The sequence below is a fragment of the Streptomyces sp. RLB3-17 genome (assembly GCF_007113425.2).
Classification (GTDB): Bacteria; Actinomycetota; Actinomycetes; order Streptomycetales; family Streptomycetaceae; genus Streptomyces; species Streptomyces mirabilis_D.
Genome location: NZ_CP041610.2, coordinates 7,402,208 through 7,424,473, shown reverse-complemented (window position 1 = coordinate 7,424,473; position 22,266 = coordinate 7,402,208). Strand labels below are relative to the sequence as shown.

Annotated in this window: 20 protein-coding genes; 10 read left to right on the top strand and 10 right to left on the bottom strand. The window is 71.0% G+C overall.

Features of this window, described 5'->3' with window-relative positions; genetic code table 11:
- Positions 1-55: 55 nt before the first annotated feature.
- The 4 genes from FNV62_RS33700 to FNV62_RS33685 all read left to right on the top strand — a co-directional run bounded on the left by FNV62_RS33700 (position 56) and on the right by FNV62_RS33685 (position 4,885).
- Entirely contained in the window at positions 56-1,450 is a 1,395-nt protein-coding gene (locus FNV62_RS33700) for an FtsW/RodA/SpoVE family cell cycle protein (RefSeq protein ID WP_097286224.1), read from the top strand.
- The gene (locus FNV62_RS33695) at positions 1,447-2,901 is read left to right on the top strand and encodes a penicillin-binding transpeptidase domain-containing protein (RefSeq protein WP_143602875.1); all 1,455 of its coding nucleotides are present in this window, start codon (positions 1,447-1,449) and stop codon (positions 2,899-2,901) included. Before FNV62_RS33700 ends, FNV62_RS33695 begins: the two co-directional genes overlap by 4 nt.
- Before the next feature lie 131 nt (positions 2,902-3,032).
- Positions 3,033-4,163, top strand: coding sequence for a permease (locus FNV62_RS33690; RefSeq protein ID WP_225900463.1), 1,131 nt, complete (start codon positions 3,033-3,035; stop codon positions 4,161-4,163).
- The gene (locus FNV62_RS33685) at positions 4,160-4,885 is read left to right on the top strand and encodes a TIGR03943 family putative permease subunit (protein WP_143602874.1); all 726 of its coding nucleotides are present in this window, start codon (positions 4,160-4,162) and stop codon (positions 4,883-4,885) included. The genes FNV62_RS33690 and FNV62_RS33685 overlap by 4 nt, the downstream gene beginning before the upstream one ends.
- Before the next feature lie 18 nt (positions 4,886-4,903).
- Here FNV62_RS33685 and FNV62_RS33680 read toward each other — a convergent pair whose 3' ends face one another.
- Both FNV62_RS33680 and FNV62_RS33675 read right to left on the bottom strand, forming a co-directional pair.
- Positions 4,904-5,812 carry an ADP-ribosylglycohydrolase family protein gene (locus FNV62_RS33680; RefSeq protein ID WP_144315734.1) on the bottom strand — a complete coding sequence of 303 codons (909 nt, stop codon included), beginning with the start codon at positions 5,810-5,812 and terminating at the stop codon, positions 4,904-4,906.
- A 69-nt stretch (positions 5,813-5,881) separates the two neighbouring features.
- Complete coding sequence (locus tag FNV62_RS33675; RefSeq protein WP_054236691.1) at positions 5,882-6,988, bottom strand: ferritin-like domain-containing protein; 1,107 nt, start codon at positions 6,986-6,988, stop codon at positions 5,882-5,884.
- Positions 6,989-7,138: 150 nt separating this feature from the next.
- On the opposite strand from FNV62_RS33675, the gene FNV62_RS33670 reads away from it, so the two are divergent.
- The 4 genes from FNV62_RS33670 to FNV62_RS33655 all read left to right on the top strand — a co-directional run bounded on the left by FNV62_RS33670 (position 7,139) and on the right by FNV62_RS33655 (position 10,525).
- On the top strand, positions 7,139-8,068 hold the full coding sequence (locus tag FNV62_RS33670) for an AurF N-oxygenase family protein (protein WP_097286221.1): 930 nt from the start codon (positions 7,139-7,141) through the stop codon (positions 8,066-8,068).
- A 206-nt stretch (positions 8,069-8,274) separates the two neighbouring features.
- A complete protein-coding gene (locus FNV62_RS33665) occupies positions 8,275-9,000 on the top strand; it encodes a TetR/AcrR family transcriptional regulator (RefSeq protein WP_097286220.1) in 726 nt (241 codons plus the stop codon).
- A 25-nt stretch (positions 9,001-9,025) separates the two neighbouring features.
- A complete protein-coding gene (locus FNV62_RS33660) occupies positions 9,026-9,334 on the top strand; it encodes a hypothetical protein (RefSeq protein ID WP_054236694.1) in 309 nt (102 codons plus the stop codon).
- A gap of 102 nt (positions 9,335-9,436) precedes the next feature.
- On the top strand, positions 9,437-10,525 hold the full coding sequence (locus FNV62_RS33655) for a C40 family peptidase (RefSeq protein ID WP_143602872.1): 1,089 nt from the start codon (positions 9,437-9,439) through the stop codon (positions 10,523-10,525).
- 69 nt (positions 10,526-10,594) lie between these two features.
- On the opposite strand, the gene FNV62_RS33650 is transcribed toward FNV62_RS33655, so the two are convergent.
- The 5 genes from FNV62_RS33650 to FNV62_RS33630 are packed head-to-tail and all read right to left on the bottom strand — an operon-like array spanning position 10,595 to position 16,272.
- A complete protein-coding gene (locus tag FNV62_RS33650; RefSeq protein WP_054236696.1) occupies positions 10,595-11,848 on the bottom strand; it encodes a styrene monooxygenase/indole monooxygenase family protein in 1,254 nt (417 codons plus the stop codon).
- Between the two features lie 24 nt (positions 11,849-11,872).
- A complete protein-coding gene (locus FNV62_RS33645; RefSeq protein ID WP_373559516.1) occupies positions 11,873-12,547 on the bottom strand; it encodes a GTP-binding protein in 675 nt (224 codons plus the stop codon).
- The gene (locus FNV62_RS33640; protein WP_054236698.1) at positions 12,528-12,935 is read right to left on the bottom strand and encodes a DUF742 domain-containing protein; all 408 of its coding nucleotides are present in this window, start codon (positions 12,933-12,935) and stop codon (positions 12,528-12,530) included. The genes FNV62_RS33645 and FNV62_RS33640 overlap by 20 nt, the downstream gene beginning before the upstream one ends.
- Positions 12,932-13,435 (bottom strand): roadblock/LC7 domain-containing protein, encoded by a 504-nt coding sequence (locus FNV62_RS33635; protein ID WP_054236699.1) that lies wholly within the window; start codon positions 13,433-13,435, stop codon positions 12,932-12,934. The genes FNV62_RS33640 and FNV62_RS33635 overlap by 4 nt, the downstream gene beginning before the upstream one ends.
- Positions 13,432-16,272: a nitrate- and nitrite sensing domain-containing protein gene (locus FNV62_RS33630; protein ID WP_225900462.1), complete on the bottom strand. Its 2,841-nt coding sequence runs from the start codon at positions 16,270-16,272 to the stop codon at positions 13,432-13,434. Before FNV62_RS33630 ends, FNV62_RS33635 begins: the two co-directional genes overlap by 4 nt.
- A gap of 413 nt (positions 16,273-16,685) precedes the next feature.
- On the opposite strand from FNV62_RS33630, the gene FNV62_RS33625 reads away from it, so the two are divergent.
- On the top strand, positions 16,686-17,474 hold the full coding sequence (locus FNV62_RS33625; protein WP_143628036.1) for a protein phosphatase 2C domain-containing protein: 789 nt from the start codon (positions 16,686-16,688) through the stop codon (positions 17,472-17,474).
- 18 nt (positions 17,475-17,492) lie between these two features.
- Here FNV62_RS33625 and FNV62_RS33620 read toward each other — a convergent pair whose 3' ends face one another.
- Entirely contained in the window at positions 17,493-17,924 is a 432-nt protein-coding gene (locus FNV62_RS33620) for a MarR family winged helix-turn-helix transcriptional regulator (protein ID WP_054236702.1), read from the bottom strand.
- Positions 17,925-17,936: 12 nt separating this feature from the next.
- A complete protein-coding gene (locus FNV62_RS33615; protein ID WP_054236703.1) occupies positions 17,937-18,455 on the bottom strand; it encodes a MarR family winged helix-turn-helix transcriptional regulator in 519 nt (172 codons plus the stop codon).
- A 289-nt stretch (positions 18,456-18,744) separates the two neighbouring features.
- Here FNV62_RS33615 and FNV62_RS33610 point away from each other — a divergent pair, with 289 nt between their 5' ends.
- On the top strand, positions 18,745-19,572 hold the full coding sequence (locus FNV62_RS33610) for a lysozyme (RefSeq protein ID WP_144315732.1): 828 nt from the start codon (positions 18,745-18,747) through the stop codon (positions 19,570-19,572).
- 208 nt (positions 19,573-19,780) lie between these two features.
- Here the strand turns inward: FNV62_RS33610 and lon are convergent, their stop codons facing one another.
- On the bottom strand, positions 19,781-22,198 hold the full coding sequence (gene lon / locus FNV62_RS33605) for an endopeptidase La (RefSeq protein WP_054236705.1): 2,418 nt from the start codon (positions 22,196-22,198) through the stop codon (positions 19,781-19,783).
- Positions 22,199-22,266: the final 68 nt, after the last annotated feature.

The following is a 22,266-nucleotide window of genomic DNA, read 5'->3' as shown; positions in this document are numbered from 1 at the left end:
CCCGTTTGTCATCACCTAACGGGACATCAGGTTCGGCGCTTGCTACGTTCCGGACATGATTCAGCCCGGAATGCCCGGAATTCCCGGTACGCGGGGAACCACCGTGGCAGCGGACCCGCCCACCCCCGCCGTCCGCCTGCCCCGGCGCCGTGGCATCGAGTTCACCCTGATCGTCATGGCCGTACTGCTGTCCGTGTTCGGCTACTGCGCGGTCGGATACGCCCGGCACAGCACGCTCCCGCCCGGCGCCGCGGTGTACGGCGCCGGGCTCGGTGTGCTCGCACTCCTCGCGCATGTCGCGGTGCGGTTGCGGGCGCCGTACGCCGATCCGCTGCTGCTGCCCATCGCCGTCCTGCTCAACGGCCTGGGCCTGGTACTGATCTACCGCCTGGACCTGGAGACCCCGGGCGACCGGGCCGCCCCCACCCAGCTCATCTGGTCGACGCTCGGCGTCGCGCTCTTCATCGCGGCCGTCCTCCTCCTGCGCGACCACCGCGTCCTGCAGCGTTACACCTACGTCTCGGTCGTCACGGCGCTGGGCCTGTTGGTCCTGCCCATCCTCTTCCCCGCCGTGAACGGCGCCCGGATCTGGATCCGGATCGCCGGGTTCTCCATTCAGCCGGGCGAGTTCGCGAAGGTGCTGCTCGCGGTCTTCTTCGCCGGCTACCTCGCGGCCAACCGCAACGCGCTCGCCTACGCGGGGCGCCCCGTCTGGCGGTTCAAGCGGCTCCAGCTCCCCACCGGCCGGGTCCTCGGCCCGATCGTCGCGATCTGGCTGCTGAGCGTGCTGGTCCTGGTCCTGGAGCGGGACCTCGGCACCTCGTTGCTGTTCTTCGGCCTCTTCGTGATCATGCTGTACGTCGCCACCGGCCGCACCGGCTGGATCGCGGTGGGCCTGCTGCTCGCCTGCGTGGGCGCGGTCGCCGTCGGCTGGCTGGAACCGCACGTCCACAGCCGGGTGCAGGACTGGCTGCACCCCTTCGCGACGATCGAGGCGGGCCAGGGGCCGAACCAGCTCGCCCAGTCCCTGTTCGCGTTCGCCGCGGGCGGGATGCTGGGCACCGGCCTCGGGCTCGGCCACTCCATCCTCATCGGATTCGCCGCCAAGTCGGACTTCATCCTGGCCACCGCGGGCGAGGAACTGGGCCTCTTCGGGCTCTGTGCGATCTTCCTCCTCTACGGCCTCCTCGTGGAACGCGGCTACCGCGCCGGCCTCGCCCTGCGCGACCCCTTCGGACGGCTCCTCGCCATCGGCCTCGCCTCGATCGTGGCGCTCCAGGTCTTCGTGATCGCGGGCGGCGTGACCGGTCTGATCCCGCTGACCGGGATGGCGATGCCGTTCCTCGCCCAGGGCGGCTCCTCGGTCGTCACCAACTGGATCATCGTGGCGCTGCTGATCCGCGTCAGTGACTCGGCACGCAGCCAGTACGACGGGACGGCGGCGCCATGACCAAGTACATCCGCCGGGCCGCCGCGCTCTGCGCCGTGCTGCTGCTGGCGCTCCTCGTCAACGCCACCCGCGTCCAGGTCTTCCAGGCCGGGGCGTACGACGACAACCCGGCCAACCGCCGCCAGACGATCGCCCGTTACGGCCAGCCGCGCGGTGACATCCTCGTCGGGGGCCGGCCGGTCACCGGCTCCAGGGACAGCGGCCAGCAGCTCCGCTACGAACGGACCTACACGGACGGACCGTTGTACGCGCCCGTGACCGGCTTCGCCTCGCAGGTGTACGGGGCGACGTTCCTGGAGAACTCCGAGGACGGCATCCTCTCCGGCAGCGACCCGCTGCTCTCGCGTTTCCCCCTGTGGAACGACGCCACCCGCGCCCAGAACCCCGCCGGCAAGGTGGTCACGACGATCGCCCCCGCCGCACAGCGCGCCGCGTACCGGGGTCTCGGTTCGCGGCGCGGGGCGGTGGCCGCCATCGAGCCGTCCACCGGCAGGATCCTCGCGCTGGTCTCCACCCCGTCGTACGACCCCGGGGAGCTGTCCGGGACGGGGAAGGCGGTCACGCACGCCTGGAAGCGGCTGAACGGGGCGGCGGACAAGCCGATGCTCAACCGGGCGATCCGGCAGACCTATCCGCCCGGGTCGACGTTCAAGGTGGTGACGGCCGCGGCGGCCCTCGACTCGGGGGTGGTGACGGACCTCGACACGTCGACCACCTCCCCGGACCCGTACCGGCTGCCCGGCACCACGACCCGGCTGACGAACGAGAGCGAGGGCTGCGAGGACGCCTCGCTGCGGTACGCCTTCGAGTGGTCCTGCAACACGGTCTTCGCCAAGCTGGGCGTGGACGTGGGGCTGAGCGACATGACCCGCACGGCGGTGGACTTCGGTTTCAACGACCGCCTGCGGATCCCCTTCTCCGTCGCCCCCAGCAACTTCGACACGACCCTCGACAAGGCGCAGCTCGCGCTCTCCTCCATCGGTCAGTTCAACACCCGGGCCACTCCCCTCCAGATGGCGATGATCTCGGCGGCCGTCGCGGGCGGCGGGTCCGTCAAAACGCCCTATCTGGTGGAGAGGACGACCACCCGGAACGACAGCACGGTGTCGACGACCGGTTCCCGCACGCTCCACCAGGCGATGAACCCGGCGACCGCCATGCGGATGCGGGAGCTGATGACGGACGTGGTGACGGAGGGCACCGGCGCCAACGCCGCGATCCCCGGAGCGACGGTCGGCGGCAAGACCGGGACCGCCCAGCACGGCATCGACAACCTGGGGATGCCGTACGCCTGGTTCATCTCCTGGGCCCAGGCGGACGGCGCGATGGAGCCCGCGGTGGCGGTCGCGGTCGTCGTCGAGGACGCGGCGGCCGACCGCGGGGACATCAGCGGGGGCGGGGACGCGGCGCCGATCGCGAAGGCGGTGATGAAGGCGGTACTCGGGTTCTGAGCCGGGAGTCGGGGCCGCCTTGCGGGAATGAACACCCCCGCCTGAACGGACGTACCGATACGGGCGTATTTATGGGGAGGGGAACCCACCCACGAGATTCCAGCCCGTGCCCTGCCGGAGGTACCTCGCCCGTGAGCATCACCAAAGCGGCCCCGCCCGGGGCCGACCACCGCGACGCGGACGCACCGGACGGTCCACGGGAACAGACGGACGCACCGGACGGTCCGAGGGAGCAGACGGACGCACCGGACGGTCCAAGGGAGCAGGCAGCCGCACCGGACGGTCCGAGGGAGCAGGCGGCCGCGTCCCAGGGCTGGCAGTTCAACTCGCCGCTCGTGCTGGTCATGCTGCTGCTCGTCCTGGTGGTGGCGCAGGGGCCGATCCGCCGGGCGCTGTCGGCACCGGTGATGCAGAGCTGGATGACCGTGTTCGTCGCGGTGGTGTGCCAGGCGCTGCCCTTCCTCGTCCTCGGTGTGCTGCTGTCGGCGGCCATCGCGGTGTTCGTGCCGCCGGCTTTCTTCGCCCGGGCGCTGCCGAAGCGGCCCGCGCTGGCCGTGCCGGTCGCCGGGATGGCCGGCGCGGTGCTGCCCGGCTGCGAGTGCGCGTCGGTGCCGGTGGCGGGGGCGCTGGTACGGCGGGGGGTCACGCCCGCGGCGGCGCTGGCGTTCCTGCTGTCGGCGCCCGCGATCAACCCGATCGTGCTGACGGCCACCGCCGTCGCGTTCCCCCGCAACCCCGAGATGGTCGTCGCCCGGTTCGTGGCGAGTCTGCTCGTGGCCTGCGTGATGGGGTGGCTGTGGCAGCGGCTGGGGCGGGCGGACTGGATGCGGCCGCCGGCCCGGCCCTCGCACGAGGGGCTCGCGAAGGGTGCCGCGTTCTGGGATTCCGTACGGCACGACGTGATGCACGCCGGCGGGTTCCTCGTCATCGGGGCGATGGCGGCGGCCACGCTGAAGGCCGTCGTCCCGGCGACCTGGCTGCACGCCGCGGCCGCCAACCCCGTGGTGGCGATCCTCGCCCTCGCGGTCCTCGCCGTGCTGCTGTCCATCTGCTCCGAGGCCGACGCGTTCGTCGTCTCCTCGCTGACCCAGTTCTCGCTGACCGCGCGGCTGGCCTTCCTCGTGGTGGGACCGATGATCGACCTGAAGCTCTTCGCCATGCAGGCGGGGACGTTCGGCCGCGGGTTCGCCCTGCGGTTCGCGCCCGCCACCTTCGCCCTCGCCATCCTCGGCTCGGTCCTCGTCGGGACGGTGCTGCTGTGAACCGGCAGGCACAGGCGGCGGTCCTGTTCCTCGTCGGCGCGGCGGTCCTGCACGCCGGACTCACCGACCTCTACCTGCGCTACGTCAAGGCAGGGTTGCGGCCGTTGTTGCTGGCCGCCGGGGTCGTGCTGATCATGGCGGCGGTGGCGACGGTCTGGTACGAGCGACGGGGCCGGGGTGAAACCGGCGACGGTGACGGGCACGGACACGTCCACCGCGAACCCCGGGTCGCCTGGCTCCTCGTCCTCCCCCTCCTCGCCCTGATCCTGGTCTCCCCGCCCTCGCTGGGCTCCTACAGCGCCATGCACGCCGGTACGGCCCTGCAGGCGCCCCTCGCCTACCCGTCCCTGCCGGCCACCGACCCGCTCCCGCTCGGCGTCGTCGACTACGCGGGCCGCGCCGCCTACGACCACGGCCGCACCCTGGCCCACCGTCGGGTCCAAGTCACCGGCTTCGTCGCCCTCGCCAAGGACGGCACCCCGTACCTGGTCCGGATGGCCCTCAACTGCTGTGCCGCCGACGCCCAACCGGTCAAGATCGGCCTGACCGGCACCATCCCGCCCGTCCTTCAGCCCGACACCTGGCTCCAGGTCACCGGTACCTACACCGCCAAGCAGACCAAGGACCCCGTCAACGACGGCCGCATCCCGTTCCTCGACGTCACCGCGGCCAAACCGGTCCCGACCCCGCACGACCCGTACGACGAGAGCTGGAACAACTGACGCGGTGCCCGGCGCGGCCTATGCGGCGCCGGGTACCGCCTCGCGGCGGCTCAGCCATTCCTCGGGTACGTTCCCCACTCCCGTACGGGCGCCCACGATGCCGCCCGTGATGGCGCAGGTCGTGTCGACGTCGCCGAAGCCCTCCGCCGTGCTCCACAGGGCCGAGGTCAGGTCGTCGGGGTGGCGGGCGGCACACCAGACGGCGAAGGGGACGGTGTCGTCGGCGCGGATGCGCTGGCCGTTGCCGAGGATGTCAGCGGCCTTCCAGGGTTCGGTGGTGAAGGGAAGGCTCGCGGCGCGCCGCAGCCCCTCGCGGACGGCGCTGTCGGGCGTGGCCTCGACGACCGTGCCGATATTGAGGTTCCAACGAGTCGACAACGCCGCCGCGACGGCGACCGCCACCGCGCCCGCGATGCCCTCCGGGTGGGCGTGGGTCACCTCCGCCGACAGCGTCGCCTGTGCGATCACCAGGCGCAGGTCGCGCCGGAACCAGGCGCCCAACGGGGCCACCCGCATCGCCGCACCGTTGCCGAGGCTGCCCTCGCCGTCGAAGAGTCCGCGTGCCAGTTCCGCCCAGCGGTCCGGCTCCTGGAGGAGGCGCGGGAGCAGTTGGTGCATGCCGTAGCCGTAGCCCCGGGCCGGATCGGCGTCGTAGCCGAGGGCGAAGGCCTGGGCCAGTTCCGGTTGCCGGATCTCGCCGTGTTCGTCGAGGACACGGAAGATGCCGAGTGCCATCGCCGTGTCGTCCGTCCAGTGCCAGTCCGGTTCCTCGGGGGTGCGCCGGGCGCGGATCTCCTCGTACGCCTGGGGGCGGTCCCGGAAGAGGGGGAACCAGCGTTCGCCGAAGGCGTCACCCAGGGCCAGACTCTCCAGACTGCGGCGGGCCAGGACGCGTGGCGTGAAATGGGGGTTCGGGGCGGATGTCATGATGTGCGCATGCCGGTCCGAGTGGACCGGCGCACGCACGTTTGGGCAGGCCGTCTCTGGCGGTTCGTCCTACGAGCCCTCGCCCTTCTCGATCATCTCCGTCACCTCCGCCACCCGTTCCCTCTCCTCCGCCGCGAACCGCTCCGCGTCCAACCGCTCGGCCACCTCCTCGTCCTGGGCCATCAGGAGGTCGAGGTTGGAGTCGCCCATCTCGAAGACGCCCATGTCGACGTACGCCCGCTGGAGGCGTTCGCCCCACAGGCCGATGTCCTTGACGCACGGGACGATGCGACTGAAGAGCAACTGGCGGAAGAGGCGCAGGAATTCGGACTGTTCGCTGTATTCCTCGGCCTCGGCCTTGGGAATGCCGAAGTTCTCCAGGACCTCGACGCCGCGCAGCCGGTCCCGCATCAAGTAGCAGCCCTCGATGACGAATTCCTCGCGTTCGCGGAGTTCGGCGTCGGAGAGTTGTGTGTAGTAGTCGCGCAGCGCCATCCGGCCGAAGGCGACATGGCGGGCCTCGTCCTGCATCACGTAGGCGAGGATCTGCTTGGGGAGGGGCTTGTCGGTGGTGTCCCTGATCATGCCGAAGGCCGCCAGGGCCAGGCCCTCTATGAGGACCTGCATCCCGAGGTACGGCATGTCCCAGCGGGAGTCCCGGAGGGTGTCGCCGAGGAGCGACCGCAGGTTGTCGTTGATCGGGTAGAGCATCCCGATCTTCTCCTGCAGGAAGCGGGCGTAGATCTCGGCGTGGCGGGCCTCGTCCATGGTCTGGGTGGCCGAGTAGAACTTCGCGTCCAGGTCGGGGACCGACTCGACGATGCGCGCGGCGCAGACCATGGCCCCCTGCTCACCGTGCAGGAACTGGCTGAACTGCCAGGACGCGTAGTGCTTGCGCAGCTCGCCCTTGTCCCGGTCGGTCATCTTCGCCCAGTACGGGGTCCCGTAGAGGGTCATCGCCTCGTCGGGGGTACCGAGAGCGTCGTGGGGGTCGACCTCCAGGTCCCAGTCGATTCTCTTCTGGCCGTCCCACTGTTTGTCCTTGCCCTTCTGGTACAGGGCGAGGAGTCGGTCGCGACCGTCGTCGTACTCCCAGCTGAAGCGTGCCGCCCCTGAGGCCGGTACCTGCCAGAGGGGGTCTCCCGGGTCCTTGGCGTACAGCTCGTGCGTCGGCATACATCGCAGGCTCACACGAGGTAGACGCGTCGTCAACAAGTCGCGCGCAAGGGATTGACGAGCTTGCTGACAAGCAGTCTCATAAGTCGTGACCGCCGGTAACCCGGATGGATCCCGTACTGGACGCCGTACGACGAGGTGGGAACAGCCATGACGACCGTGACGGAAGTGGACGTGCTGCGCGATGCGCTCGGTCTGCTCAAGGACCGGGAGCAGGTCGCCGAGCGGCTGCTCGACTCCTCCGCCAAGCACTCCTTCGACCCGGACAAGGAGCTGGACTGGGACGCGCCCTTCGAGGAGGGCAAGTGGTTCTGGCCGCCGGAGCTGGTGTCGCTGTACGACACCCCGCTGTGGAAGCGGATGGGCGAGGAGCAGCGGGTGCTGCTCTCGCACCACGAGGCCGCCGCGCTGGCTTCGCTGGGGATCTGGTTCGAGATCATTCTGATGCAGTTGCTGGTGCGGCACATTTACGACAAGGCGGCGACGAGTGCGCATGTGCGCTATGCGCTGACCGAGATCGAGGACGAGTGCCGGCACTCGAAGATGTTCGCCCGGCTGATCTCGCACGGTGGAACGCCGTACTACCCGGTGAGCCGGACGCATCTGAATCTGGGGCGGGTCTTCAAGACCATCTCGACCACGCCCGGGTCCTTCACGGCGACCCTGCTCGGCGAGGAGATCCTCGACTGGATGCAGCGGCTGACCTTTCCGGACGAGCGGGTGCAGAGCCTGATACGCGGGGTCACCCGCATCCACGTGGTGGAGGAGGCGCGGCACGTGCGGTACGCGCGGGAGGAGCTGCGACGGCAGATGGTGACGGCGCCGCGGTGGTCGCAGGAGTTCACGCGGGTGACGTCGGGGGAGTTCGCCCGGATCTTCTCCGTCGCCTTCGTCAATCCCGAGGTCTACACGAACGTCGGCCTCGACCAGCGGGAGGCCATGGCGCAGGTACGGGCGAGCGGGCACCGGCGGGAGGTCATGCAGACCGGCGCCAAGCGGCTGACCGACTTCCTGGACGACATCGGGGTGCTGCGGGGAGTCGGACGGCGGCTGTGGAAGGCGTCGGGACTGCTGGCCTGACGGCGGAGCGCCCGGTGGCTGTGGTGGGTCGGGGCCGTGGCGGTACGTCGAGCCCGTCGCCGCCGGATCAGACGTGGGCCGGGCAAGGGAGCCGCTGCTCGATCCGAACGTAAGCGACGGGCTTGCGACGCACCGCCACGGCCCCTCGCGCAGTCCGGCGGCCGCGGGTGAGTGGGGGCTCGTGTCCTGGCCGTTACGCTGCCGATATGACCTCGCAGGCTCCCACCCCCGCATACCGTCGGCTGAGTGTCGAGGAGCGGCGCTCGCAGCTCCTCGAAGCGGCACTGTCCCTCTTCGCGCACCGGGCACCCGAGGAGGTCTCGCTCGACGACGTGGCGGAGGCGGCGGGCGTGTCACGGCCTCTGGTGTACCGGTACTTCCCGGGCGGCAAGCAGCAGCTGTACGAGGCTGCCCTGCGGTCCGCCGCGGAGGATCTGGAGCACTGTTTCGCGGAGCCCCCCGAGGGGCCGTTGAGCGAGCGGCTGGCCCGGGCCCTGGATCGGTACCTGGCGTTCGTGGACCAGCACGACGCCGGGTTCACCGCGTTGCTTCAGGGAGGCAGTGTCGTCGAGACCTCCAGGACGACGGCCATAGTGGACGGCGTGCGGCGGGCGGCGGCAGAGCACATTCTGGATCATCTGGGCGTGAAGGATCCGGGGCGACGGCTGCGCATGACCGTGCGGATGTGGATCACGGCGGTGGAGGGCGCCTCGCTGAGCTGGCTGGACGGGGGCAAGGAGCCGCCGCTGGACGAGCTGCGGGACTGGCTCGTGGAGCAGTTCGTGGCGATGCTCGTGGTCAGTGCCGCACGTGATCCGCAGACCGCCCGCGTGGTGCGGGCCGCGCTCGTCCTGGAGGGGCGGGAAGGTGCCCTGGGGAAGCTGGCCCGGGCGGTTCTTCCGGTGATCGGTGATGCCGCGCGGCTGTTGTGACGGGTGCGTTTGTGACACTGGTGCCGTGAAGAGCGAAGACACCCCCTTCGAGGGCGGCCCCCTGGACGGGCGTGTGCTGCCCGTCCTGCTCGGTCTGACCGGACACCCGCCGAAGGTGTACCGCGTTCCCGTTCCGGACGCCGACGGCGGCCCGCCGACCGTGCTCGTCTACCGGCGCGTCCAAGCGCGGGTGAGCAAGCGACTGGGGCTGCATCAGGCGTGGAAGTACGAGTACGACCCCTCGGGCGACGCGGGGAGCGGGCGCAAGTGGCCCTGGTCCAAGCCCGGCGGCAAGAGCGCGGGAGCCACGCCGGAGTCCCACGCCGACGAGTGAGGTTCTTGGGCCGAACCGGCCAGTCGGCGCGCGCTCGGGATGCGCCTCCCTGATCCTGCGGGTGCGAGGTGGAGGTACCACCTCGGCACCGGAGGTGATGAAGTGTCAGGAAGGCTTGTACGTCTGGCCTGTACGGCCGCGATGGCGTCGGGGGTGCTGCTGGCCTCCGCGCCGGCGGTGGTGGCCGCGCCGGACCCCGGGGCCGAAGAGCGTTCCGTGACTCACCTACTGACGGATCTTCAGCAGCTCTACCAGGACGCCGAGCGCGCCACCGAGACGTACAACGCCACCGCGGAGAAGCTGAAGAAGCAGAAGGCCGAGGTCGCCCGGCTCGACGGGAACCTCGCCAAGGCCCGCCTCTCGCTGCACGACAGCCGCACGGCGGCGGGGCGGCTCGCCCGGCAGGAGTACCAGAACAGCGGCGAGATCTCGTCGTACGTACGGCTGCTGCTCGCCCGTGATCCGCAGCACGCCCTGGACGAGGGGCATGTGATCGGGCAGCTTGCGCAGGAGCGGATCGAGACCGTCGACCGACTGCAGGAGACGGAGCGCAGGACCGACGGTCTCGCACGGAAGGCGCGCAAGGCGCTCGACGGTCAACTCTCCCTCGCCGAACGGCAGAAGACGGAGCGCGACGAGGTGCGGGGGCGACTCAAGGACGTCGAGGTGCTGCTCGCCTCGCTCAGCCCCGGTCAGCTCGCCAAGCTCGCCCGGCTGGAGAAGTCGGGAGTCACCGAGGCGCAGCAGAAGTTCGTGGCGTCAGGGGCGCTCAGCAGTGCGCGGCCGCCCACGCGGGAGGGCGAGAAGGCGGTGCGGTACGCCGTGGAGCAGATCGGCAAGCCGTACGTGTGGGGGGCCGTGGGTCCCGGGGCGTACGACTGCTCGGGGCTCACTTCGCAGGCCTGGGGGCACGCCGGGCGGCCCATCCCCCGGACCAGCCAGGAGCAGTGGGCCCAGTTGCCCCACATTCCGCTGAGCGAGCTCCGCCCCGGGGATCTGGTGATCTACTTCCCCGAGGCCACCCATGTCGCCCTGTACCTGGGGGACGGCCTTGTCGTACAGGCCCCGAGACCGGGAACCGACGTCAAGGTCTCCCCCATCGCCGCCAACCCGCTGCTCGGAGCCGTCCGCCCGGACCCGGACGGAAAGCTCCTGCGGCACTACACACCGCCAAGAGTCGCGTCCCGATAGGGGCGCGCCCCTGAGGGGTGCGGGGAACCGCGCGACCAGCCACGGACTCCCCGCACCCGAAAGGAACGGTCAGGCCCCCGTCACGGAAGCGAGGTACGCCTCCGTCTTCGCCGGCTCATAGAAGAAGTTCTCGAAGTCCGCCGGGTCGTTGAACCCATTGGCGAAACGATGCGCCACCGCCGGAATCTGACCCCCGGCCCCGATCAGGTTGAGGACGTGCTCCGGCGGCACGCCCAGCATGGCGTTCGTCCACTTCGTCACGTGCTGGGCCGTGTCCCAGTACCGGTCGAACGCGGACCGCATCCACGCCTCGTCGAACTCCTTGTCCTCGTGCTCGAGGATCGCGCCGAGGTACGCCGCCGCGCACTTGGAGGCGGAGTTGGAGCCCTGGCCGGTGATCGGGTCGTTGGCGACGACCACGTCGGCGACGCCCAGGACCAGGCCGCCGCCGGGGAGGCGGCCGATCGGGTTGCGGACGGTGGGGGCGTAGCGTCCGGACAGTGTTCCGTTGGCGTCGGTGAGTTCGACCTTGGTGGCCCGGGCGTACTCCCACGGCACGAACTTCTCCATGAGTTCCAGGGTCAGGGAGAGGTGTTCGGCGGGGTCCTTGATGCCGTTGAAGGCGTCGACCGGGCCGCCGGGTATGCCCTCCCAGAAGAGGATGTCCGCACGGCCGGAGGTGGTGAGGGTCGGCATGACGAAGAGCTCGCCGACGCCGGGGACCAGGTTGCAGCGGACCGCGTCGTAGTCGGGGTGCTCGGGGCGCGGGCCCAGACCGTGGACGTAGGCGACGGCGAGGGCGCGCTGCGGCTGCGCGTAGGGGGAACGGGCGGCGTCCCGGCCGAACATGGAGACCAGCTCGCCCTTGCCGGCCGACACCAGGACCAGGTCGTACGTACGGGAGAAGTAGTCCAGGTCGGAGACCGCCGCGCCGTGGATGACCAGTTGGCCGCCGCGCTGGGCGAAGGTCTCCATCCAGCCGGCCATCTTCACCCGCTGGTCGACCGACTGCGCGTAGCCGTCGAGCCTGCCCACCCAGTCGATCGCCCGCTGGGTCGGACCGGGGTCGTGCGAGCCGGGGGCGGCGACCGAGACGCCGAGTCCTTCGATCTTCGGGGCCTGGGACTCCCAGAAGTTCAGCTGGAGATCGCGCTCGTGCTGGAGTGCCGTGTGGAACATGCACTGCGTCGACATGACGCGGCCGGTGCGGATCTCGTCCGCCGTCCGGTTCGACATCAGGGTGACCTCGTACCCGTGCGACTGGAGGCCGAGGGCAAGCTGGAGTCCGGACTGACCGGCTCCGACGACGAGTATCTTCCGCATGCGCGTCCTAACTCCGTGTACGTCTTATTCGGGGCTCGCGTCGAGCGCGTGCCCCACCAGCGCGAGCAGGGTCTCGACGACCGAGATCCGGCGCCTGGCATCCATGATCATGACAGGTATGTGTGGGGGCACCGTGAGGGCCTCGCGCACGTCGTCGGCGTCGAACCGCTCGCTGCCGTCGAAGTGGTTGACCGCGACGACGTACGGCAGTCCGCAGCTCTCGAAGTAGTCGAGCGCCGGGAAGCAGTCCTTGAGGCGGCGGGTGTCGGCGAGGACCACGGCGCCTATCGCGCCGCGCACCAGGTCGTCCCACATGAACCAGAACCGCTGCTGGCCCGGCGTCCCGAAGAGGTACAGGACCAGGTCGTCGTCGAGTGTGATGCGGCCGAAGTCCATGGCCACGGTCGTGGTCACTTTGTCCGGGGTGCCGGTGAGGTCGTCCGTCTCCTCGCTGGCCTGGGTCATCAGCGCCTCCGTCTGGAGAGGCGTGATCTCGGAGACCGCGGTCACCAGCGTGGTCTTGCCCACGCCGAAGCCGCCCGCCACCACGATCTTCGTCGCGATCGGGGCGCGGGTGCGGTCGGTCTGCCAGGCCTGGAGGTTCTCGTCGGACTCGGGCAGCGGCACCGGGGCCAGAGGCATCGGAGCCGAGGCGGGGGCGGCCGTTCTCGGCGCACCCTCAGAGACGACGGAGTCCATTCAGCACCCTTTCCAGCAGAGCGCGGTCCGGCTGTCCCGGGCCGTGACCTGTTCCGTACACACGGATCTTTCCCTGGTCCGCCAGGTCGCTCAGGAGCACGCGGACCACGCCCAGCGGCATCCTGAGGAGGGCGGCGATCTCGGCCACCGTACGCATCCGGCGGCAGAGTTCGACGATGGCCCGCATCTCGGGCATCACCCGGGTCGCGAGGGAGCCGTTGGTCAGCTCCTTGCGCTCCTCGGGGGCCTCGAGCGCCGCCACGAACGTCTCGACCAGCAGCACGTGCCCGAAACGGGTACGGCCGCCGGTGAGCGAGTACGGGCGCACGCGGGCCGGTTTGCGGTCCCCGCCACGTATGGGGAGCTTGGGCGCGGAGGAAGAACTCACTGGGCACTCCCCGTCGGCTTGGCTTCGAGTGACTGGCGTAGCTCGCTGCGGAGCTCGGGCGTCAGGACGTGCCCGGCGCGGCCGACGAACAGCGCCATGTGGTACGCCACCACGCTCATGTCGCAGTCCGGGGCGCCGTGCACCCCGAGCAGCGAGCCGTCGCTGATCGACATGACGAAGAGGCTGCCCTCGTCCATCGCGACCATCGTCTGTTTCACCCCGCCCGCGTCCATCAGCTTGGCGGCGCCGATGGTGAGGCTGCCGATGCCGGAGACGATGGTGGCGAGGTCCGCGGAGGATCCCTTGGGGCCGGTGGGGCGCGCCTCCGCCCCGGTGCGGGCCTCCGCGTTCCTCCCGGGGTCGGAGGACAGCAGCAGCAGACCGTCGGAGGAGACGACCGCGACCGACTGGAGGCCCGGCACCTCCTCGACGAGGTTCGTCAACAGCCAGTGCAGATTGCGAGCTTCACTGCTCAGGCCGAAGGTACTGGGCGCGGTCAACTGCTTGCCTCCTCGACTGTGCCCCCCGATGCGTCTACTGCGTCCTGCCGGCGCACCGCGTCCTGCGCTTGGTCCTGCGCGGTGTTCCGTCCGGTGTGGTGCGGGGTGGGCGTCTGGGCCGTCTGTTCGGCGATCTCGGCCTCCACGTCGCGGCGGCCCTCCGTCGCGCCCCGGTGGAAGCCGCCGAGCCTGCGCCGCAGCGCCTCGGCGTCCACACCACCGGCGCGCGGCCGGGGAACCGGTGCGGGCGCCGAGATCTTCGGCGTCCGCTTGGGCAGTCCCTTGTCGGTGACCCGCTCCGTCTCCTCGTCCGACACCCGTTCGTGGGAGTCGGGGCCGATGGCGTAGGGGTCGGCCGTGGGGGCGGACACCGCGGGCTCGTGCGCCGGAGCCACCGGCTCGTCCGGCGGGACCAGCGGTGCCAGCAGTTCCATGGTGGTCTCGGAGGGCGTCGGCTCGGGGGCGTATGCCGCCTGCTGCGCGGCGGCGTCCGACCGTACGGCCTCCTCCGCGGCGGCGTCCGCGCGTACGGCCTCCTCCGCGGCGGCGATCAGCGGGTCCTCGTCACCGGCGGGGGCGGTCGGCACGGCCGGGCTCGCCTGGCCCCGTGCCGTGAGGGCCGAACGGCCACGCATCACGTTCGAGTTGGCCTCCGCGTCGGCGCCCGGGAGGACGACCGAGGGGGCGGCTCCGGCGACCGGGGAGGCCGAGGGGACCGTGACCGCGGGGGCGGTCGCGAGCAGCGTCCTGGGGAGGACGACCACGGCCGCGGTGCCGCCCTGCTTCTGTTCCCGCAGCTGTACGCGGACACCGTGCCGATGGGCGAGCCGGGCCACCACGTACAGGCCGAGCCCGAGTCCCTCGCCGCTCTCCTGGTCGTAGGCGTCCTCCGGGTCGAACGCGGAGAGGCGGGCGTTGAGCTGGGCCATCCGGTCGGCGGCCATGCCGATGCCCTCGTCCTGCACGGAGAGCATCACCTCGCCGTTCTCCAGCAGCCAGCCGGAGACCTCGACGGGCAGGTCGGGTGGAGAGAACGAGGAGGCGTTCTCCAGGAGTTCGGCCACCAGGTGCGAGAGGTCGTCCGCGGCGAACCCGGCGAGGTGCGCGTGCGGCGGCAACACGGCGATACGGACGCGCTCGTACCGCTCGATCTCGCTGACCGCGGCCCGTACGACGTCGACCAGCGGGACGGGGCCCGCGTGGTGCTGGACGTGCTCGTGGCCGGCGAGGACGAGCAGGTTCTCGCTGTGGCGCCGCATGACGGTCGCGAAGTGGTCCAGCTTGAAGAGCGTGCCGAGGCGGTCCGGGTCCTGCTCGCGCTCCTCCAGGCCCTCGATGACCCCGAGCTGCCGCTCGACCAGGCCGAGGGTGCGCAGCGCGAGGTTGACGAAGGTGCCGTGGATGGTGCCGCGCACCTGCTCCAGGTGGGCCGCCGCGTCGGCGAGTTCCGCGCGCAGCCTGTCGCGCTCATCGGCCATCAGCTGGCGCTGCCCGATGAGGTGCCTGCGGTCCGCCTCGAGGGTGGTCAGCCGTTCGTGGAGCGCGGCGGCGTGCGCGTGCAGCGCGTTGACGGAGCGGACCACCTGGGCGAACTCGTCGTTGCGGCCGGTGAACTTGACCGGCTCCTGCGCTCCCGGGTCCGCGGCGAGGCGGGCCGAGCCCAGGCGCAGCACGGCCAGCGGGCGGGTGAGCGTGCGGGCCATGGCCATCGAGACGCCGACCGCGACCAGCAGCAGGGTGCCGATGAGGGCGATCCGGATCTCCAGCGCGGTGACGTCGTCGTCCCGCAGCCGCTCCAGGTCCTTGGTGCGGTGGTCGTTGAGCGAGGACTCGGCGCCGCGCATCAGCTCGACGCGGGCGGAGAGCGCCGCGTCCACCTTGTTCGTGCTGGAGTCGAGCTCGGAGTCGGAGAGCGTCGGCTGGTCGGTGAGGTCGGTGAGGTACTTGTCCGCGGTCGTGACGTCGGGTCCGGTGACCGTGGAGTCGTACGAGTCCTTGGCGTCCTTGGGGGCCGTCTCGCGGAAGTCCGCGAGGGCCGCGTCCGAGCGGAGCCGGGCCTGCTGGGCGGCGGCGCTGAGCGCGTCGCGCTGCTTTGCGCCGGCGGGGGACGAACTGCTGATGGTGGACGCCAGGCCGGTGACGGGGTTGATGACCGTCTGGGTGGTGCGCGGGATGTTGAGGGCCGCGAGGAGCAGTCCGCGGGCGGCGGCGGACTGCTGGACCGCGGAGTCCAGCTCGGCGAGGGCGTGCGCGCCGGAGCCCGCGCGGGGCGGCAGCTGCTCGGCCAGGTCCTCGGCGAGGGCGTGGAGTTCGGTGATGACGTCGGAGTACGCCTCGTGCGCTTCGAGAGCGGTGCTCTTGCCGGTGAGCGCCGCTCTGCGGGCGGTGCCGATGCCGTCCAGGTCCTTCAGGAGGACGGCGGGCGCGTCCGCGTCCGCCCGCACCTCGTCGACCTGCCGGTCGACCCGGGCGCTGCGCTGCTCGGAGGGCGCCTTGGACTTCGGCCGGCCCGCGGCGATGTACGAGGTGACCTCGTCGCGCTCGTCGGCCAGCGAGTGGGCGAGCGTCAGCGCCTGCTGGGTCCGCCCGGCGAGCGTCACCAGGTTCTGGGAGTCGTTCAGCTGCTCGGAGGCCGCGAGGACCGTGGGGGCTCCGGCGCCGACGATGGCGGCCGCGACGACCGCCACGGCGACGATCAGCCGATTGCGCACGTGAGCGGAGCGGCCCTTGCCCGCAGGGGTCTGCCCCGCGGCACCCGGCGTGCGCTCCGCGCCCCCTTCGGAGGCCGACTGCCCGGCTCCGGAGGCCGCCTGCTTGCCTGTGCGCCGAGACCGCATCTTCTGCACCGGTGCTCGCATTCCTGACTCGTGTACCCGAGGTCCCGGGTGACGTTCCGTCAACTGGGCGTCCGCCCTCCCCAAGCTCTCGACTTCGCTCGAGCAGGGGGTGTCCCATCGGCTCCCGACCCTCCCAGTGCCGGTGGGCAGTGGTCCCGCATCATCCGGCCCGCCACCCGAAGGAGTGAACCTCGGACGGGAGTTGGCGGGCAAGTTCCTGTGGCGCGTGCGACCCCCCTGCGCGGCGGGCCGGTTGGACGTCTGCGGCGCGCTTTGGCAGTATTCGCCGCCACGCCTTGCCGGAGTCGATCATTCCATGCCAAACCCGGCGGCTGAGCTGCTGGTCCGCACCGGTCCTGCGACCGTTGCCAGCCTTTCGTGGGCCTTGTGAAGGGCTCGTGCAGACTGGCTGAATGCGCACCGAACTCGTCTCAGAGCCGGGCGACCCGGCCCGCCCCAATGAGGACTTCGCATCGGTCGGCCTTCCGGCGTCAGGACAAGGAGGATCACTGGTCGTCCTCGACGGCGTGACTCCCCCGCCGGGCGACGACGGCTGTCTGCATTCCGTCCACTGGTTCTCCGCACACCTCGGCGGAGCCCTGACCGAACTGTCCGTTTCCCGCCGGGATCTGACCTTGGCGGAGATCCTTTCCCGGTCCATCCGGCGCACTTCCGAGGCCCACTCCGACACCTGTGACCTTTCTCACCCGCGCACGCCCCAGGCAACCGTGGTCCTCGCCCGCTGGTCAGCCGACCTCGTCGAGTACCTGGTCCTCTCGGACTCCGCCCTTTTGCTGGAGTCCCCCGCGGGCGAGGTGACACCGGTCCTGGACGACCGCCTCACCCGTGTCCCCCGCGCCTCTCTCGCCTCCGACGCGATCGCCGACGCGACCGTCCGCAACAAGGAGGGGGGCTTCTTCACGGCCGCCGCCGATCCCTCGGTCGCGGCCCGGGCGGTGACGGGGACCGTGCCCCGGGCCGAGGTCCGTGCCCTGGCCGCCCTGACGGACGGGGCGACCCGTTGGGTGGAGAAGTTCGGGGAGGGCGACTGGGGCGGCCTGTTCACCGTCGTCCGCAAGGAGGGCGCCCAGGCCCTCGTGGACCGCGTACGGACCCTGGAGCGCGCCGACGCCGAGGCGCGGGCACGGTTGAGGCGGAGCAAGACGCACGACGACGCGACGGTGGTCTTCGTGGAGTGGTGAGCGGGGCGGATCGGAGTGTTACTTCTCCATGCCCCGGTTCAGCTGGTGGAGCAAGCGGGCCAGTTCGGCGACCTCGCGCGGGTCCCAGCCCGCGAGTTCACGGACGTACCGTGCCCGGCGCGCCTCCCGCACCGTACGGAACCGGTGCCGGCCCTCGTCCGTGAGACGGACGAGCCAGGCACGCCCGTCGACGGGATCGGGCTCACGGGCGACCAGACCGAGCTCCTCCAGGGCATGGAGCTGACGGGACATCGTGGCCTTGCCGACGCCGATGTACGCGGCCAGTTCGGTGGCGCGCTGGCGGCCGCACTCGTCGAGGCGGAAGAGGAGCCCGTACGCGGAGGCCTCCAGGTCGGGGTGGACCTCGCGGGCCATCTCGCCGGAACTGGCCCGGGCGCGCCGCAACAGCAGGGTCAGCTCCCGCTCCAGCGCGGGGAATTCCTGGTCCACGCCCGCCTCCTCCTACTTCTCCATGCCGCGGTTCAGCTGGTGCAGCAGCCGCGCCAGTTCCGCGACCTCGCGAGGATCCCAGTGGGCGAGCTCGCTCACGTACCGGGCGCGCCGCGCTTCGCGCACCTGGCCGACCCGGCCGCGGCCCTCCTCGGTGAGGTGGACGAGCCAGGCACGGCCGTCGGCGGGGTCGGGCTCACGGGCGACGAGGCCGAGCTCCTCCAGGGCGCGCAGCTGGCGGGACATGGTGGCCTTGCCGACGCCGATGTAGGCGGCCAGTTCGGTGGCGCGCTGGCGGCCCCACTCGTCGAGGCGTACGAGGAGTCCGTACGCGGCGGACTCCAGGTCCGGATGGACCTCACGGGCCATCTCGCCCTGGTTGGCGCGGGCACGGCGCAGGAACACGGTCAACTCGCGCTCCAGGGAGAGGAACTCCGGGTCCGGGCCGCCGTGCGCGGCGGGCTGGTCCACACCCCTGCCCGGCCCGTCGAGGCCGGCCGGACGCCGACCTCCGTTCCTGTCCTCGCGCACGTCTGCCCCTCACCCGGTTTCCCGACTCTGAAAGTTTCCGCCAAAGGTGGCCATAGCCACAGCTCCGTAAGTATTTCTCAGGCGTAGACCAACGGCAGCCCACGGCCCCTCTTCCCAGCGCGTTCCCCCCGTGCGTAGCTTCGTGAACAGGCACCCAATGGCATGCCCATGCCGCCAGGTCGACGAGGACCTGACCCCCACTCACGGCACACATGCCCGCACCACTCACGGCACGGATGTCCGCACCATTCCCCCCACCTGGCTCCATCGAGCCCTTCGGAGGCACGTCATGCCCGTGCACAGATCCGGCACGCCGCACCGCCCGCGCCTGCTCGCGCTGGGAACCCTGCTCGCCGCCTTCTCCCTCCTCTCCGCCCTCTCCGCCCCGCCCTCCTCGGCCGCCGACACACCCGCCCGGGGCTCCGCCCGCCTGGGCATGGGCGTCCTCGCGCACGACGGCCAGGCCGGCACGCCCACCACCGGTGACGCCACCCAGCCGGAAGGCGTGGACGTCAGCGGCTACCAGGGCAACGTCGCCTGGTCGACCCTGTGGAGCAGTGGGGTCAAGTGGGCCTACACCAAGGCCACCGAGGGGACGTACTACACGAACCCCTACTTCGCCCAGCAGTACAACGGCTCGTACAACGTCGGCATGATCCGCGGCGCGTACCACTTCGCGACCCCCGACACGACGAGCGGCGCCACCCAGGCCAACTACTTCGTGGATCACGGCGGCGGCTGGTCCGGCGATGGCAGGACGCTGCCGGGCACGCTCGACATCGAGTGGAACCCGTACGGGGCCGCCTGCTACGGCAAGACCCAGAGCGCGATGGTCAGCTGGATCAGCAGCTTCCTCGCCCAGTACAAGGCGCGCACCGGCCGGGACGCCGTGATCTACACGGCGACCAGCTGGTGGAGCGACTGCACCGGCAACTACGGGGGCTTCGCCTCCGCCAACCCCCTGTGGATCGCGCGTTACGCCGCCGACCCCGGCACGCTGCCGGCCGGCTGGGCGTACTACACGATGTGGCAGTACACCTCGTCCGGACCGACGGTTGGTGACCACGACAAGTTCAACGGCGGGCTGGACCGGGTGCGGGCGCTGGCCAACGGCTGACCGATGGCCGATGACCGATGACAGATGGCGGCTGACACCTGACACCTGACACCTGACGGCTGACGGCTGACGGCTGACGGCTGACAGATTTCAGATTTCAGATTTCAGTCGACCGATGTCGGCCGACAGCCGACACAAACGGCTGACGGCACGGCGAAGGCCCGGGCCTCCCTCACGGGACCCGGGCCTTCCCTTCCGGCAGCGTCCGTCACGCCGCTACCGGAACCTCCGACGTCGCGCCGTTCATCGCCGGCGACAGCGCCAGTTCCAGGACCTGGCGGACGTCCGTGACGGCGTGGACGTCCAGCTTCTCCAGCACCTCGGCCGGGACATCGTCCAGGTCGGCCTCGTTGCGCTTCGGGATGATGACCGTGGTGACACCCGCCCGGTGCGCGGCGAGCAGCTTCTGCTTCACCCCGCCGATGGGCAGGACACGGCCGGTCAGTGAGACCTCACCCGTCATCGCCACGTCCGTGCGGACCAGTCGGCCGGACAGGAGCGAGGCCAGCGCCGTCGTCATGGTGACGCCCGCGCTCGGACCGTCCTTGGGGACCGCGCCCGCCGGGAAGTGGATGTGCACGCCCCGGTCCTTCAGGTCGCCGACCGGCAGTTCCAGCTCGGCGCCGTGCGAGCGGAGGAAGGAGAGCGCGATCTGCGCCGACTCCTTCATCACGTCACCCAGCTGACCGGTCAGGGTCAGACCGGCCGCGCCGGTCTCCGGGTCGGCCAGCGACGCCTCCACGAAGAGGACGTCACCGCCCGCGCCCGTCACGGCCAGACCGGTGGCGACACCGGGCACCGCGGTACGGCGCTCGGCCGGGTCCTGGGCGGACTCGGGCACGTGGTGCGGCCGTCCGATGAGCCCGCGCAGATCGGCGTCGGTCACCGTGAAGGGCAGCTGCCGCTCGCCGAGTTCGTGCTGCGCCGCGACCTTGCGGAGCAGGCGTGCGACGGCCCGCTCCAGGTTGCGTACGCCCGCTTCCCGGGTGTACTCCCCGGCGAGCTTGCGCAGCGCGCTCTCGTCGAGCGCGACCTCCTCCTTCTCCAGACCGGCCCGCTCCAGCTGACGCGGCAGCAGGTGGTCACGGGCGATGACGACCTTCTCGTCCTCGGTGTACCCGTCGAGCCGGACCAGTTCCATACGGTCGAGCAGCGCCTCCGGGATGGCTTCGAGCACGTTGGCCGTCGCCAGGAACACCACGTCGCTGAGGTCGAGCTCGACCTCCAGGTAGTGGTCCCGGAAGGTGTGGTTCTGGGCGGGGTCTAGGACTTCGAGCAGCGCCGCGGCGGGGTCGCCGCGGAAGTCGGAGCCGACCTTGTCGATCTCGTCCAGCAGGACCACCGGGTTCATGGACCCGGCCTCCTTGATGGCGCGGACGATACGGCCGGGCAGCGCGCCGACGTACGTACGCCGGTGGCCGCGGATCTCGGCCTCGTCCCGTACGCCGCCGAGCGCGACCCGGACGAACTTGCGGCCCATGGCGTGCGCGACGGACTCGCCGAGCGAGGTCTTGCCGACACCGGGCGGACCGACGAGCGCGAGCACGGCACCGCCGCGCCGCCCGCCGACGACGCCGAGACCACGCTCGGAACGCCGCTTGCGCACGGCCAGGTACTCGGTGATGCGCTCCTTCACGTCCTCCAGACCGGCGTGCTCGGCGTCCAGGATGCTCTTGGCGCCCTGGATGTCGTACTCGTCCTCGGTCCGCTCATTCCACGGCAGTTCCAGGACGGTGTCGAGCCAGGTCCGGATCCAGCCGCCCTCGGGCGACTGGTCGCTGGACCGCTCCAGCTTGTCGACTTCCTTGAGCGCGGCCTCGCGGACGTTCTCGGGGAGGTCGGCGGCCTCGACGCGGGTCCGGTAGTCGTCGGACTCCTCGCCCTCCTTGGCGTCGCCGTTCAGCTCGCGCAGCTCCTTGCGGACGGCTTCGAGCTGGCGCCGCAGCAGGAACTCGCGCTGCTGCTTGTCGACGCCTTCCTGGACGTCCTTCGCGATGGACTCGGCGACATCCTGCTCGGCGAGGTGCTCACGCAGCTGCTCGGTGGCGAGCTTCAGCCGGGCGACCGGGTCGGCGGTCTCCAGCAGCGTGACCTTCTGCTCGGTGCTCAGGAACGGGGAGTAACCGGAATTGTCGGCAAGGGTGGACACGTCGTCGATGGCCTGCACGCGGTCCACGACCTGCCAGGCGCCGCGCTTGCGCAGCCAGCTGGTGGCGAGGGCCTTGTACTCCTTGACCAGCTCGGCGACGTGGCCGGGCAGCGGGTCGGGCACGGTCTCGTCGACCCGGGTGCCCTCGACCCACAGGGCGGCACCAGGACCGGTCGTCCCGGCGCCGATCTTCACGCGCCCACGGCCGCGGATCAGCGCGCCCGGGTCGCCGTCGGCCAGTCGGCCGACCTGCTCGACGGTGCCGAGCACGCCCGTGCTCGGGTACGCCCCGTCGATGCGTGGCACCAGCAGCACCTTCGGCTTGCCGGGCTCCGACCGCGCGGCGGCCTGGGCGGCCTCCACCGCGGCGCGCACATCGGCGTCGTTCAGGTCCAGCGGAACCACCATCCCGGGCAGCACGACCTCGTCATCGAGCGGCAACACGGGCAGGGTGAGCGGTGTGGACGTCGAAGCCATTATCTCTCCCTAGGCAGTCAAGTTGAGCTATGCCGACTCAATGCACGTGAGCCCCGGATTGTTCCCCA